Here is a 14,412-nt window from a genome sequence, read left to right as displayed (position 1 = left end):
GCCATGGCAAACAAAGTGCTGTTAGTAGATGATGAAGAAAATATTGTGGATGTATGCTCACGGTATCTCATGAGGGAGGGCTATGAAGTGAGTACTGCCTCAAACGGATATGAGGCAATCGAACGATACAAAACGTTCCAACCGGACATCGTGATCCTGGATATAATGATGCCTCAAATGGATGGGTGGCAGGCTGCTGAAAAGATAAGGGAAGACAGCGACACACCCATCATCATGCTGACAGCACTGGGGCAGGAGAAGGATCGGATTTATGGGCTGACGATAGGTGCGGATGACTATGTCACCAAACCTTTCAGTCCCCGGGAATTATTGCTCCGTGTCAAAAACGTATTAAGAAGGACCTATTCCCCCAAAAACCGGGAAGCTCAAAAGGAAGTTCTTAAGTGGAGGGACTTACTCATTGATCGGGATAAACGAAAAGTAGTCGTTACCGGGAGAGAAATTGACATGACCTTGAAAGAATTCGATTTATTAACCCTGTTGGCAGAGCACCCTTCACAGGTGTTCTCCAAATCCCAGTTGCTCGAAACTTTATGGGGTTATGAATATCTGGGTGATGCCAACACGATCAATGTCCATATTCGCAGGTTAAGAGAAAAGATAGAGGTCGATCCTTCTGAGCCTCAATGGATAAAAACCGTGTGGGGGATAGGTTATAAGTTTGAGGAGCGGCAGCCTTATGAAAATTAGAACCCTCCTTATATTAGCCAACACGATTTCGCTCTCCGTAATCTTAGTATTTCTCACAATCTCGTATGTTCAGATGTTCATCTCAACCAATATCATTATCCTGCTTTCCCTTATTACGCTTGGAGCGGGGATCCTATCCTTTGCCGTGAATTTGATGATCACATCGCCTTTATTAAAGTCAGTAAAGCAGATGAGCAATGAAGCGGAGCGGATGGCTAAGGGTGACTTTGATGTGAAGGTGACAGAGGCTGGACCTCAGGAAATTAGAGAGCTCGCTGCTAACTTTAATCATATGTCCACTAGAATAGAAGCAATGTTCGACGAATTAAGGGAATCAGAGAAGTTCAAGAGTGAACTGATCGCCAATGTTTCCCATGACCTTAGAACACCTTTATCATCGATCCATTCTTTTGTTGCCGCTTTGAACGATGACATTATTGAAGAACCTGAAGCACGAAAGAGATATTACGAGACGATTTTGTCAGAAACCGAAAAACTTGGTCTATTAATTGAAGAAGTACTGGAATTTTCACAGTTGGAAAATAGGAAGCTGCCATGGAATCCGCATCCGACACCAATCGATAAACTCCTGATCGAAACCATTCAGCAGTTCGAAAGGGTTTTACTAGAAAAGAATGTTGAAGTGATTGTACAGTACGATGAAGATTTACCTCTCGTTCCTTTAATGCCCGTTCAAATCAAAAGAGTAATGACGAACTTTATACAGAATGCTCTATCCTTTTCCCCAAATCATACGTCATTGGAAATAAAAGCAGCGAAGGATGGGGAGATGATGAGCTTTTCGGTCACAGACGAAGGAAAGGGTGTTCCCCTTGAAGAACAGGCATCGATCTTTCAGCGTTTTTATCGGGTAGAGAAGTCCCGTAATAAAGCAGGAGGAGGGTCTGGCCTGGGGCTATCCATAAGCAAAGAAATTGTTGAACTTCATGGAGGAGAGATCGGAGTCGAAAGTGATGGGGAGACAGGCAGCACCTTTTGGTTCCGATTGCCTTTAGAAATGAGGAGGAGAGATGATGAAAAAAGTAATGATAGGAATCGGCCTGATGCTGGTAGTGAGTCTGGCGGTATTTTTCGGACCTAAACTTTATGCAAGCATAACCCAGAAGTCCTTGGGAAGTGAGCCCGTAAAGACGGCTATGGTGGATGACGAACATGCAGTTGCGACCTTTGCAGGAGGATGCTTCTGGTGTATGGAGCCACCTTTTGAAAAATTGGATGGTGTGTATTCCGTCATTTCCGGGTACACAGGTGGCGAGGAAAAGAATCCGACCTATGATGAAGTTTCCACGAAACAGACGGGGCATGTGGAAGCCGTTCAGATTGAATATAATCCTAAAGTGATCACGTATGAACAATTATTAAAGGTGTTCTGGAGACAAATCGATCCTACTGATGCAGGCGGGCAATTCGTGGATCGAGGCCCACAATACGTGAGTGGTATTTTTTATCATGATGATGAACAAAAGAGCATAGCTCAACAATCAAAACAGGAATTAGCAGACTCAGGACGCTTTGATGAAGACATTGTCACAGAAATCCAGCCTGCTAAAACCTTTTACAAAGCAGAAGAGTACCACCAGGATTATTATAAGAAAAATGAATTGAGTTATAAGTTTTATCGAAACAACTCGGGAAGAGACGACTTCCTTGATGAAGCTTGGGGAGACGACCGAAACATCAAGCTTGACACAAACCCTCTATATCCTTCTTACACAGATGAAGAATTAAGGGGGAAACTTACGGATATCCAATACAAAGTAACTCAAGAGGATGCGACAGAGAAAGCATTTGACAATGAGTATTGGGATAACAAAGACGAAGGTATTTATGTAGATGTGGTTTCAGGAGAGCCTCTCTTCAGCTCTAAAGATAAATATAAAAGCGGCACTGGATGGCCCAGTTTCACGAAGCCCTTAGTAGAAGAAAACATTGTGGAAGTGGAAGATCGCACACTATTTATGGTGCGAACGGAGGTAAGGAGTAAACACGCGGACTCCCACCTGGGGCATGTATTCGATGATGGTCCTGAGCCAACAGGTTTAAGATATTGCATGAATTCAGCGGCCCTTCGATTTGTACCGAAAGATGAGTTAGAAGATCAAGGCTACGGAGAGTTTGTATCTCATTTTGAAAAAGTGGAGGAGCCGTCATGAATGGCGCAACTTCATTACGATCGGCTTCAGCCATCAGTGATCTTCCAGGAAGGTTCGCAAATTACTCAAAAAAAGAAGTAATCTTTCAACCTTTTTCACTTAGTCAAAATCTGTACAGGATTCAATCCGGGAAAATAAAGCTATATAAACATAGTGAGGATGGACGCAAAACCATCCTCACCATGCTGGGTGAGGGAGATTTCTTCAGTAACATAGCACGTTTCAGCTTAGATGACGAGGGAGTTTATGCAGAAGCCATTGATGAAACGATCTTAAGGATCATCTCACTTAAACAACTGGATAGCCTAAGTGTATCGCAACCTGCATTTCTTTCAGAGCTCTTCTACACCTTCAATCAGCATATGAAACAACGAAATATGTTCCTCGAACGCATCATGTACGCACCGGTTAAAGAACGAATTCTTTATCTCATGTCATTCCTTATGAAGAACTTCGGAGAAAAACAGGGGAGATTCATGAAATTAACGGTCCCCCTTACTCACCAGGACATCGCAAGCTTCATTGGCTCTACAAGAGAAACGGTGACCACCCTCACAAAAGAACTGATCACAGAAGGACACATCCAAAAAAAAGATAAGCACTATCTTGTGATGGGAGGGACGGACCTTTAAAGGTCCGTCCCTCATTATCACCTGTCTAATTTAACGATGTCTGCGTCTTGGTTTGGACGGTTTAAGATGAGGTCACGGAGGATGTTAGATCCGAGCATGCTGTATACCGTGCCGTTTCCACCGTAGCCTAATAAGTAATAGGTTCGTTCTTTATCAGGGTGCTTTCCGATATAAGGGAGGTTGTCCAATGATTCTCCAAAGCTTGCTCCCCATGCATAGTCCATTTTGATGTCCAGGTCGGGAAATAGTTTTTGAACCTCTTTCTCAATCTGCTTTCCCCTTTTTTCAATTTTCTTCTCATTCTGAGGTGCCTCGGGAGGATCCTCATCCAAGCCCCCTGCAATGATTCGATTATCCACTGTAGTGCGCAAATATAAGTAGGGGCGTTTCGTTTCCCAGATGAGAGCACGTTCATGCCATTGGGATAAGTCTTCAATGGGCAGAGTGGCAATGGCGTACGATCGATTGATATCAGTGCCTATTTTCTTATCGATAGGAGGAGTTTCATATCCGGTTGCATGAACCAGGTGTGATGCCTGAATCATTCCTTCAGAAGTATGAATGTTGACACCGTCAGCATCCTCTTCTACTCGCCCGGCTTCAAGATTTTCAAATATGGTTGTCTTTTGACCTTCCTTTAAATAGGCGATGATACCGTTCACAAATCGGTATGGATTTACCTCGGCATCTCCATTGGTGATCAAAGCTCCCGGTTTTGAAAAAGGCAATCGCTCTTTGATCTCTTTTTTGGACCAATATTCAACGGGAAAGCCATGTTCCTTCAATACTTTGTATTCTTTTTTCAGCTTTGATACATGCCGGGTAGTACTGGCATAGTAGATACTCTTCCTCCGGATGAATTCGGGAGACACGGGTAAATTCATAGCAATCTTCTCAAGGCTTTCGATCGCTTCAACACACAGCTTATAAAAACGGACAGCTTTCTCTTCTCCAATTTGATCCATCAGATCCTGGAGCATGATATCGTTGGAAAATTGAAGTAAACCGGTATTGGCAGCTGAACTCCCTGAAGCCATACTTCGTTTTTCAATGATTGCAACGTTCAAACCAGCTTCGGTAAGGGAATAGGCACATAATGCCCCGGACATTCCTCCCCCGATAATGGCTACATCATACTGTTTATCAAAGTTTCTCTTTTTATCTTTTAATGTAGTAGGCCAATATAAACGGCCATTATGCAAATCCATTTTGGTTCCCCCAATAAGTATCGATAATTAAATTATGTTCATATCCCATTCCCTTAAATAGTCTTGGATAAAACATATATTTAATCGTTACTGTTTTGTAACGCAGTGTGCTATAGTCCAAACCGTTGGAGTGGAAAAGAACAAATGTTCGTTTTTGTAGAAAAAAAAGGATAGGCAACTAAATGCCTATCCACGAATATTTAAAATAATTCAGTATTTAATTCAACATCGATATTGCCACTCGTTGCTTTAGAGTATGGGCAAACTCCATGTGCCTTTTCGACCAATTGCTTCGCTTCATCTAATTCAACACCACTTACTGCTACTGATAACACAACGCCGAGTTTGAATCCACCATCTGTATCTTTTCCAATGGAGACTTCAGCTGCTACTTTCGATTCAATCTTTTTCTTTTCTTGACGGGCCACTAAGTTAAGAGCGCTATCGAAACAAGCCGCATATCCAGCTGCGAACAATTGTTCAGGATTCGTTGCTCCTTCTGCCCCGGAACCCCCAAGTGATTTAGGCATTGCCAATCCGACATCCAATACTCCGTCACTGCTTGTTACTTTACCGGCGCGTCCACCTGTTGCTGTTGCTTTTGCTGTGTATAATGCTTCCATTTCATTCACTCCTTATTTGTATTTAATTGCGCACAATTTAATATTACAAAACTAATAATAAAGGCTCTGATTTATATTGTCAACAATTAAGTTGTGTACAATTAAATTTGATAATCGATATCTTTTTTTGTATGATAATCTCAGGTTAGTTTGCACAAGAAAGGAATTCGCATGTATGAAAGATCCATTATTATTAGAAAATCAAATATGTTTTAAAATCTATACAGCAGAGCGGGAGATTACTAAGTTATATCGCGGGCTACTTGAAGAAATCGGTGTGACTTATCCTCAATACCTTACATTGTTAGTTCTTTGGGAAGATGGAACGGTATCTGTAAAGGAATTGGGCCGGAAATTGTTCTTGGACTCGGGAACGTTAACTCCGATGCTGAAAAGAATGGAAGCGAACGGGCTTGTCGAGCGTCACCGATCGGTTGAAGATGAGCGGAGCGTCGTGATTTCCCTTACAAACAAAGGAGAAGCGATGAAAGAAAAAGCTGCTTGTGTTCCGACTCAGTTGCTACAGCGATTAGAGATGGATGGGGAAGAATTGGAAAGATTGGATCAGACATTGACGACGATACTCGGAAGACTGCAAGGGAAGGGAAGTAAGTAGGGATGACTTTGGTCATCTTTTTTTTGGAAAATTGTAGAATCATGGTTGTGGATTTATTATAATTTGGTAATTGGCTGGGTTTTTCGTGAAAACGGCTGGATTCAAGCTGTAGAGCAGTACCAACCACAGGGTCGACAAGGAACAAAAGATACGACTTAACACCCCTCATGGAGCATCCTCCTTCTCTCCCCGAAAAGCCAACACCGAAGTCTTCAAAGAAGCATAATTCCCAATCGCAGCGTATCCATAAAAGAAACCCATGAAGATTCCCGTTGCCAGATGCCCTCTGTGACTGATGAAAATGGAAATTATCAAGCCTAGAATAACGGCAATGTTTGGGACTAAAAAGGCAGGGGGTTTGAAGAAAATTTTAATGAGTTGGGTCAGGATGATCAGGACGGGTATCGCGATGACCGCATCCCAGAAATTTGTGTGAATCGTCGGGAAATCCATACAGCTCCTCCAATCAAGCATTTTATTATAATGTTTCCTTTTTTAGTTCTGATTAACAAAAAAAAATGACCCCTAAAAAGGGATCATCGCTCATTTAAATAACGCATTCCAACGCTTTGCCTTTTCAAGTGCTGCTACGTCATTCTCGATTTCACCAGGCTTCACTCCGGCACCAATCATATAGTCCGCAAATTCCATATTGACGAATTCAAAAATGTAATTGAACTGCTGTACCAGGGGCAGGGCTTTAATCTTTGCTGAGCTACCACCGGTGATCACGACATATGCTTTTTTCTTCGTAAGCTCTTCTTTTAAGTTAAAGCGCTCATCACGCAAGTACTGACTCCAGCGGTCAAAGAAATTTTTCATAGGACCACTCATTCCGTACCAATAAAGGGGGGTGGCAAATAGTAATACGTCATGCTCTTCCATCAATTGGACGAGTTGTTCGTAATCATCATCCACAGGAGAAAATCCTCCTTCTGAATGTCTTAGGTCTTCGATCGGTTCAATATGCAGGTCGGCAAGAGATACGACAGTGTGATCGGTTCCATCCACGATTTTTTTTGCAAGGAATTCTGAATTGCCGTTTTTTCGTGTACTTCCTAAAAGGGCTAATACTTTCATTTGTCAACACTCCTCTATTTATTCAAATGTAATATTTGAGTCATTTTTTTTAGTATTCCGCATCAAGACCATTCAAGCCACGGTGACTGGCGTCCTCCAATAGTCGCTTATATTTAGAGTGTACAGCATGAAACCGTTTGGACGCCACCTTTCGTTGAGATAAGGTAAATGCGATTCTTGCTGAGGCATACACATACATATTCGCATATCCAATCAACAGAGATCATACCCAACCGACGATCGACAGTAGGCGGTGGTAAAGTTAGTAGCGTTTGGTGATAAAAGTAAAACGGCTGGATTTTTCTCGGAATCGGCCGGATGATTGGCAAAACCGGCTGGATTATGAGAGAAAACGGCCGGATTCATCACCATTTCGGCTGGTTTATCACAGAAAAAGGCCGGATTCGCCATCATTTCACCTCGATTTTCACAAGAAGACGCAGCCCTATGGCAGATACAGCGCCAAAATCCATCAAAAAAGGACGAATCGATAAAGAATTCGTCCTTTTTTAGGAAAAGCATGAAGCTGCCTCTTATCACCGTCTCCGAAACCCTTCCTCACGCAAATACAACGTTGCTTCATCGTACCCGCCAAAGCTGTCTTCCAGGTTATCGCCGGCATAAATATTCCAGCGTTCATCTTCTTCGATCAGCATGAGGGAATGCCCTTCAGCATCTTTCCACATCTGTTCGACGGGCGGCACGATTTCTTCTTCCGTAGCCAGGTGATCAATGGAAGCGCGAATGATGTCTCGCAGTTCATCACCTGAAAAATCACGGATATTCACGAGTCCTTTTTGATTGGCTTCATAATCGGGAAGACTGCCCGTATAAACAAAACCGTTTCCGTTCGGATGGAGGTGGTACACCACAGTCGTCTTTTCATAGAGACTTTCTTCAAAGTGGAAGTTCACCCGGTTCAGTGAAACGTCCTTCCGAGAAAGCTCAGGGAACTCTTCGATTATGGTTAATTTATCTTCAAATGGTAACATCAAATTCCTCATTTCATTTTGCGATTTTCCCATTATAACATAGTGCCCTATTTTCTAAGAGAAGTTAAAGGTATAATGGGGTACAAAGAGGTGACCCCAATGAATGATTTTACTTCCTTAGGAATCCAACCTAAGTACGTCAATGCGTTAAAAGAACAATCGATTACTGAACCAACACCGATCCAGATCGAAACCATCCCTGTGTTATTAAATGGTGAAGACGTGATCGGACAGGCACAGACAGGAACGGGAAAAACGATGGCTTTTCTCCTGCCTATGCTTGCCAAAATTGATCCAGCGAAAGATGAGGTCCAATCTCTTATTGTGACTCCGACGAGGGAGCTCGCGATTCAGGTAACGGCTGAATTAAATCAAATTCTTTCTTCTACGGAAGATGACATAAATGTGTTAGCTGTGTATGGCGGCCAGGATGTTGAAAAGCAGATCAAGCGACTGAAGAATAAAGCGATTCATATCGTGATCGGAACACCTGGTCGTTTACTTGATCACGTTCGCCGGGAGACCGTGGACTTTTCAAATGTATCGTTCCTTGTTCTGGATGAAGCAGATCAAATGCTCCATATCGGATTTTTTGATGAAGTCGAGTCGATCATTCGGGAGACGCCGTTCACCCGTCAAACGGCCCTGTTTTCTGCGACGATGTCCAAGGATATCCGAAAGATCGGCAAGCGCTATATGAACAACCCACATAATGTACAGATTAGGGAAAAAGAAAAAATTGTACAGGAAATTCAGCAGGAAATCGTGGAAACGACGGATCGTCAGAAATTAGATGCCCTCAGTCAAACGATTCATGATGTCCAGCCGTTTTTAGGCATCATTTTCTGCCGAACGAAAAGAAGGGTCAGCAAGCTGCTGGGAGATCTGAAAGCAAGAGGATTCCTGGTGGATGAACTGCACGGTGACTTATCTCAAGCGAAACGAGAAGGAGTGATGAAGAAGTTCAGGGACGCGAAACTTCAGCTTCTTATCGCGACCGACGTGGCAGCCCGAGGTCTTGACGTGGAAGGTGTCACTCATGTGTTCAACTATGATATCCCTCAAGATGTCGAAAGCTACATTCACAGAATCGGACGAACGGGCCGGGCCGGTAAAGACGGGCTTGCGATCACCTTTGTGGCATTAAAGGATAAGCAGGACCTTGAAATGATTGAAAAAGGCGTTGGCCGTTCATTGCCTCGTCGTGTCGTGGAGGTGGCTCCTTCTAAGGAAACCTCACATGTTCATAAGGGAACGAATGAAAGTGCGAAGGATAGACGGGAAAAGAATATCCAAACCAATAAAGAGCGTAAAGCAAGATCTCCACGTGGAGGCCGGTCTCGTAATAGTGACAGTGGTGACTCATCACGCAGTCATCGATCCGGAAGGGAAGAATCATCATCCCGGCGTGGCGGAGACTCAGCCGGTCCCTCAAGGGGCAGACCATCCAGAACAAATGATTCTGGCAAACCAAGAAGAAACGACTCCAGCGGAAAAAGAAACAGCCAAAGCAAACCCTCTTCAAGTAGAAGAGGCCGCTAACCAAAAAGCATGGTGACCAATGTGTCATCATGTTTTTTTATAGAAAAGAGTGGTGATCCCCCAAAATTTTATAAATCAGGACATAAAATTCAGAATATTCCCAATCTATACCCAAATCTGCTAAAATAATGAATATAAATAGTCATTAATTACAGAAGGGGTGGTTGTACATATGCATGTACCTTTAGTGTTAACGGATTTTCTGGATCGCGCAGTCGAGCAATATGGAGAAAAGGTGGCGATTATTGATGATGTGAAACGTTTGACGTATAGGCAGCTGAATGCACGTGTGAATCAACTGTCCAGGGGCCTTAAGAAATTCGGGATTGAGAAAGGGGACAAGGTCGCTTATCTGGCTCCTAATACGACGGAGATGCTGGAAGGATTTTATGGTGTATATGGAGTCGGAGGAATTATGACCCCTCTGAATACTCGTTTAAAGCCATCAGATTATCAATTTATCCTGACTCATAGCGAGAGCAAAGCATTATTTGTGGATGAGGAACTTTATCCGCTGGTGCAGCCGATCTTGTCTAAGGTGCCGAATTTAAAGCATGTTGTGATTCATGGTAAGTCTACAGATGGACATCCCGGCTATGACGGGTGGCGAGGCTCATTCAGCGACGAAGCCTTCGATCGTGTAGTACTGGAAGAAAACGATATCGCTTCATTACTATATACAAGTGGAACGACAGGGGATCCGAAGGGAGTGCTCCTCACTCACCGATCGAACTATCTGCATGCTTTATCTTCCATGCATCATTTACGGGTTTCCGATCAGGACACCTTGCTTCACGTGCTGCCTATGTTCCATGTGAATGGATGGGGATCTCCTTTTTACTATACGGCAAACGGTGCGACCCAGGTGATGCTCAGAAAAGTGGACCCTGAGATGATTTTAGATAAAGTCGAGAAGCATGGCGTATCGGTTATGCATATGGCGCCGACTGTTTTGAATATGCTGCTGGAGAACTATCCAAACAGGGAACGGATCATCGGGCAAAATGTAAGGGTTGTCATTGCGGGTTCTGCCCCTCCGCCGGCATTTGTTCGAAAGGTAGAAGAGGATCTGAATTGGGAGTTTATCCAAGTGTACGGAATGACTGAAATTTCGCCACTTATCACTACGTCCATCCTGAGATCTTCAGAGCAGGACCGACCAAAGGAAGAAAAGTACCGGTTAAAGGCGAAAGCCGGCTACAGTATGATTGGCAGCAAGGTGAAAGTAGTGGATGAGCTCGGAAATGAAGTCCCCCATGACGGGAAAGCGATTGGAGAAATCGTGACGAGAACGAATACAGTGATGGAAGGATATTATAAAAATCCTGAAGCCACCAATCAAGCCATTCGAGATGGATGGCTCCATACAGGGGATATGGCGACGGTTGACTTGGATGGGTACATTGAAATTGTCGACCGGATGAAAGACGTCATCATCAGCGGGGGAGAAAACATCTCTTCTATCGAAGTAGAGGGGGCCCTCTATGAACATGACAGTGTCTTGGAGGCAGCCGTCGTTGCCATCCCCCATGAGCGTTGGGGAGAAGTGCCTCATGCAGTGGTTGTGATCAGGGATGGTCACAGCTTAACGGAAAAGGAACTTATCGCATTCAGCAGAGAAAAGCTTGCCCACTTCAAAGCACCGAAGAGTATTACCTTTGCAAAAGAATTACCCAAGACCGCATCAGGAAAAATCCAAAAGGTTGTGATCCGAAAAGAATACTGGAAGGATCATGATCGGATGGTTCATTAGGAATATTTATTTTTGGCGTGCAACAGCACGCTTTTTTTTAATGGAAACCTAAGGATACACTTCCAAAAAAACACTCATATGTTTATCACTATATATGCGTGGTAAACAAGAACTAAGTACTTACAGACTACACTTACAAAGGAGAGATATTAATGAAGGTACGAAATTTATTACTAACTTTACCGCTGAGTGCAGGACTGGTTTTAGCCGGTTGTGGAAACGAAGAAGGTGCCGAAGAGGAAGACAATAATGTAGAACAGCAGGACACTTCTCAAGAAGAAGGCAACATGGATGAAGGATCAGTAAACGAAGAAACTATGAATGAAGATAAAGCGGATGAAGAAGATAATGAAGGTATGCTCAATGAAGATCCTTCTGATGAGACACTGAATGATGATGAGGTGGATAAGGACGATAAAGCCTCTGAAGAACAATAATGCATTTCAAAAAGGACTCCTGGGAGTCCTTTTTTTGGGGGATTGGACAAAAGCCCTTATTTCTTAAACCCATGATGCCCGTCGTCCCTGTTAAGGCTTCTCCAGCATAACTTATAAAAAGGAAGTTTTATTATCATAATAACAGGGAAAAGCAGTTTTTAAGAGTAGACAAATGGAGGGTATCAAGATGAGTTTAAATTCCCCGTTGGTTCCAAATCAAAAAACCTATTGTTCCAATGAGTATGGAAAGTTAAAGAAAGTGGTCGTTGTTTCACCTGAAAATATGCAAATAAATGAAATCATAAATGAGACTCAAAAGCATTTCCTGAAGGAAAATATCAATATAGATAAAGCGGTTCTGCAGCATAAACACTTTGTTGATACGTTAGAGAAAAATGGTTCAGAGGTCATTCACCTGCAACCATCACCAGAGTTCAATGAACAAGTCTTCACAAGGGACATCGGTTTCACGATTCATGATCAGTTCTTCGTTGCATCAATGAATACCGATGTCAGGCGAGGAGAAGTGAAAACGTTGAAGAATTGGCTGGAAACGAATGAAGTGCCTTATCATGAACTTCTCCATTCCATTGAAGGAGGGGATGTGCTCGTTGATGAGCAGAATATTTGGATCGGAGTGAGTGGACGGACGAACCAATTGGCCGTCCAATCGTTACGAAATCAGCTCCCCCAATTTACTGTTCATGAATTGCCTTTAAAAGAAGAGATCCTTCATTTAGATTGTGTATTTACGATCATTTCAGAGGAGTGGGCCCTTGTGTATCCACCGGCCTTTTCAAAAGAGGATCTTGAGAAGATCAAGTCGCATTACAATATCATCACTGTAACGGATGATGAGCAATTCCAAATGGGCCCAAATGTATTAGCAATCGGTGATGGGAAAATCATCAGTCTTACACAAAATCAAGATTTGAATGCACGAATCAGATCGAAAGGTTTTGACGTGATCGAACTGGATTTATCCGAAATCATCAAGTCAGGCGGATCATTCCGCTGCTGTACGCTTCCTCTGATTAGAGAGTAGTGGAGATCTTATTGGATATGAACTAAATTGTTTCATTAAAGAAAAACAGGTGACTTTATACCTGTTTTTCTTCTTTTTACAGAAGCTTTACACTCCTGTCTTCTTTTTGCAAATGGTTCTTCATATTTCCCCTTTATTCTACATATGTAGTCGAAATTATAGGAGGTAGGGTAAATGAAGAAATCAATGAAGAAAATTCTTCCGTTAGCGGTTGTGTCAACATTAGCTCTTGGAAGTGTAATAGGAATGAATCAAGACAACACAGAAGCACAAGCGAAGGATTCCAAGAACGGCAAAGCAAAGAATGTCATCTTCATGATCGGTGATGGAATGGGCGTTCCTTACACAACGGCTCTTCGTTATATGAACGACAATCCGGAAACAGTGGAGATGGAAAAAACGGCATTCGATCCTTACCTTGTCGGATTACAATCCACTTATCCAGAGGATGAGAAAGAAAACGTAACAGACTCAGCAGCAGCTGCTACGGCGATGAGCGGTGGAGTCAAAACTTACAATAATGCGATAGCAGTCGATAATGATAAAACAGATGTTAAAACGGTATTAGAGCAGGCGAAAGAAAACGGTATGTCTACAGGTATCGTGGCTACATCTCAAATCACCCATGCGACTCCGGCATCTTATGGAGCCCATGAAGAGCAGCGTAAAAGCGAAGATGCGATTGCGGATGACTATTATGATGAAATGATTAACGGTGAACATAAGATTGACGTCATGCTGGGCGGAGGGACGGACTTCTTCGAACGTGATGACCGAAATCTTGCCGAGCAGTTTCAAAAGGATGGATACAGCTATGTGAAATCCGCTGAAGAACTGAAAAATGACGACAACAAACAAGTTCTTGGTCTTTTCTCTGAAGTAGGAATGGACAAGATGATCGACCGTGATGAAGAACAGCCAAGCTTAGCGGATATGACGACTTCTGCACTCGACCGCTTAAAAGGTGACAAGGATGGCTTCTTCCTGATGGTGGAAGGCAGTCAAATCGACTGGGCTGGTCATGACAATGATGTTGTCGGGGCTATGAGTGAAATGAGAGACTTTGAGATGGCACTTGAAGAAGTAAGAGATTTCGCGAAAGAAAATGGTGAAACATTGGTAGTGGTTACAGCAGACCATTCTACAGGGGGAATCTCGATTGGTGCAGACGGTGAATATAATTGGGATCCGGCACCGATTCAAGCTGCAAAACGCACGCCTGACTTTATGGCAGAACAAATCGTAAATGGTGCTTCAGTGGAAGAAACATTAGCTGAAAATATCGATCTTGAGCTGACGGAAGAGGAAATCGCTTCTGTGAAAAAAGCAGCAGAAAAAGGCGATCAAACCGAAATCGATAATGCCATCGAGAAAATTTTCGACAAGCGTTCAGGGACTGGATGGACAACGGATGGACATACAGGAGATGACGTTCCTGTGTATGCATTTGGTCCACAAAAAGAGAAATTCGCCGGCATGATCGATAACACAGATCAAGCGAAAATGATCTTTGAATTATTGAAGAATAAAGGGAAGATCAAAGACGAAAAATAAGCTTACTATAGATGAGACCATGCATACCCCTCTTTCCTGAGGTGG

General features: G+C 43.0%; 17 protein-coding genes. 11 read left to right on the top strand and 6 right to left on the bottom strand.

The genetic code is table 11. From position 1 onward, the window contains the following. The first annotated feature begins 3 nt into the window (after nt 1-3). Genes DET59_RS07515 through DET59_RS07500 form a run of 4 tightly spaced genes read left to right on the top strand, consistent with a single transcriptional unit; the run spans nt 4 to nt 3,517 of the window. Nucleotides 4-711 carry a response regulator transcription factor gene (locus DET59_RS07515; protein ID WP_113969067.1) on the top strand — a complete coding sequence of 236 codons (708 nt, stop codon included), beginning with the start codon at nt 4-6 and terminating at the stop codon, nt 709-711. Then, complete coding sequence (locus DET59_RS07510; RefSeq protein ID WP_113969066.1) at nt 701-1,813, top strand: HAMP domain-containing sensor histidine kinase; 1,113 nt, start codon at nt 701-703, stop codon at nt 1,811-1,813. Before DET59_RS07515 ends, DET59_RS07510 begins: the two co-directional genes overlap by 11 nt. Next, nucleotides 1,746-2,885, top strand: a complete 1,140-nt coding sequence (gene msrA / locus DET59_RS07505; RefSeq protein ID WP_113969065.1) for a peptide-methionine (S)-S-oxide reductase MsrA — start codon at nt 1,746-1,748, stop codon at nt 2,883-2,885. The genes DET59_RS07510 and msrA overlap by 68 nt, the downstream gene beginning before the upstream one ends. After that, a complete protein-coding gene (locus DET59_RS07500) occupies nt 2,882-3,517 on the top strand; it encodes a Crp/Fnr family transcriptional regulator (RefSeq protein WP_113969064.1) in 636 nt (211 codons plus the stop codon). The genes msrA and DET59_RS07500 overlap by 4 nt, the downstream gene beginning before the upstream one ends. 17 nt (nt 3,518-3,534) lie before the next feature. On the opposite strand, the gene DET59_RS07495 is transcribed toward DET59_RS07500, so the two are convergent. Next, entirely contained in the window at nt 3,535-4,725 is a 1,191-nt protein-coding gene (locus tag DET59_RS07495) for an NAD(P)/FAD-dependent oxidoreductase (RefSeq protein WP_113969063.1), read from the bottom strand. 200 nt (nt 4,726-4,925) lie between these two features. Then, on the bottom strand, nt 4,926-5,348 hold the full coding sequence (locus DET59_RS07490; protein WP_113969062.1) for an organic hydroperoxide resistance protein: 423 nt from the start codon (nt 5,346-5,348) through the stop codon (nt 4,926-4,928). 175 nt (nt 5,349-5,523) lie between these two features. On the opposite strand from DET59_RS07490, the gene DET59_RS07485 reads away from it, so the two are divergent. After that, nucleotides 5,524-5,964, top strand: coding sequence for a MarR family winged helix-turn-helix transcriptional regulator (locus tag DET59_RS07485; RefSeq protein ID WP_113969061.1), 441 nt, complete (start codon nt 5,524-5,526; stop codon nt 5,962-5,964). A gap of 165 nt (nt 5,965-6,129) precedes the next feature. Here the strand turns inward: DET59_RS07485 and DET59_RS07480 are convergent, their stop codons facing one another. From DET59_RS07480 to DET59_RS21610, 3 genes are all read right to left on the bottom strand, one after another. After that, nucleotides 6,130-6,417: a hypothetical protein gene (locus tag DET59_RS07480; RefSeq protein WP_113969060.1), complete on the bottom strand. Its 288-nt coding sequence runs from the start codon at nt 6,415-6,417 to the stop codon at nt 6,130-6,132. A 90-nt stretch (nt 6,418-6,507) separates the two neighbouring features. After that, nucleotides 6,508-7,044, bottom strand: coding sequence for a flavodoxin family protein (locus DET59_RS07475; protein ID WP_113969059.1), 537 nt, complete (start codon nt 7,042-7,044; stop codon nt 6,508-6,510). Nucleotides 7,045-7,093: 49 nt separating this feature from the next. Then, nucleotides 7,094-7,243, bottom strand: coding sequence for a hypothetical protein (locus DET59_RS21610; protein ID WP_181778088.1), 150 nt, complete (start codon nt 7,241-7,243; stop codon nt 7,094-7,096). 119 nt (nt 7,244-7,362) lie between these two features. Between DET59_RS21610 and DET59_RS21410 the strand changes: the two genes are divergently transcribed. Beyond that, the gene (locus DET59_RS21410) at nt 7,363-7,557 is read left to right on the top strand and encodes a hypothetical protein (protein ID WP_142675569.1); all 195 of its coding nucleotides are present in this window, start codon (nt 7,363-7,365) and stop codon (nt 7,555-7,557) included. Nucleotides 7,558-7,580: 23 nt separating this feature from the next. On the opposite strand, the gene DET59_RS07465 is transcribed toward DET59_RS21410, so the two are convergent. Further along, the gene (locus DET59_RS07465; RefSeq protein ID WP_113969057.1) at nt 7,581-8,036 is read right to left on the bottom strand and encodes a hypothetical protein; all 456 of its coding nucleotides are present in this window, start codon (nt 8,034-8,036) and stop codon (nt 7,581-7,583) included. 90 nt (nt 8,037-8,126) lie between these two features. On the opposite strand from DET59_RS07465, the gene DET59_RS07460 reads away from it, so the two are divergent. The 5 genes from DET59_RS07460 to DET59_RS07440 all read left to right on the top strand — a co-directional run bounded on the left by DET59_RS07460 (nt 8,127) and on the right by DET59_RS07440 (nt 14,367). Beyond that, the gene (locus tag DET59_RS07460) at nt 8,127-9,578 is read left to right on the top strand and encodes a DEAD/DEAH box helicase (RefSeq protein ID WP_181778087.1); all 1,452 of its coding nucleotides are present in this window, start codon (nt 8,127-8,129) and stop codon (nt 9,576-9,578) included. A 172-nt stretch (nt 9,579-9,750) separates the two neighbouring features. Beyond that, a complete protein-coding gene (locus DET59_RS07455) occupies nt 9,751-11,331 on the top strand; it encodes a long-chain-fatty-acid--CoA ligase (RefSeq protein WP_113969055.1) in 1,581 nt (526 codons plus the stop codon). Between the two features lie 152 nt (nt 11,332-11,483). Next, a complete protein-coding gene (locus DET59_RS07450) occupies nt 11,484-11,768 on the top strand; it encodes a hypothetical protein (RefSeq protein WP_113969054.1) in 285 nt (94 codons plus the stop codon). A 187-nt stretch (nt 11,769-11,955) separates the two neighbouring features. Then, the gene (locus DET59_RS07445; protein ID WP_113969053.1) at nt 11,956-12,813 is read left to right on the top strand and encodes a dimethylarginine dimethylaminohydrolase family protein; all 858 of its coding nucleotides are present in this window, start codon (nt 11,956-11,958) and stop codon (nt 12,811-12,813) included. A 174-nt stretch (nt 12,814-12,987) separates the two neighbouring features. Continuing rightward, nucleotides 12,988-14,367: an alkaline phosphatase gene (locus DET59_RS07440; protein ID WP_113969052.1), complete on the top strand. Its 1,380-nt coding sequence runs from the start codon at nt 12,988-12,990 to the stop codon at nt 14,365-14,367. Nucleotides 14,368-14,412 lie beyond the last annotated feature (45 nt).

It is taken from the genome of Rossellomorea aquimaris, assembly GCF_003315075.1.
Lineage (GTDB): Bacteria > Bacillota > Bacilli > Bacillales > Bacillaceae_B > Rossellomorea > Rossellomorea aquimaris_C.
This window is presented reverse-complemented; position numbering and strand designations above follow the sequence as displayed.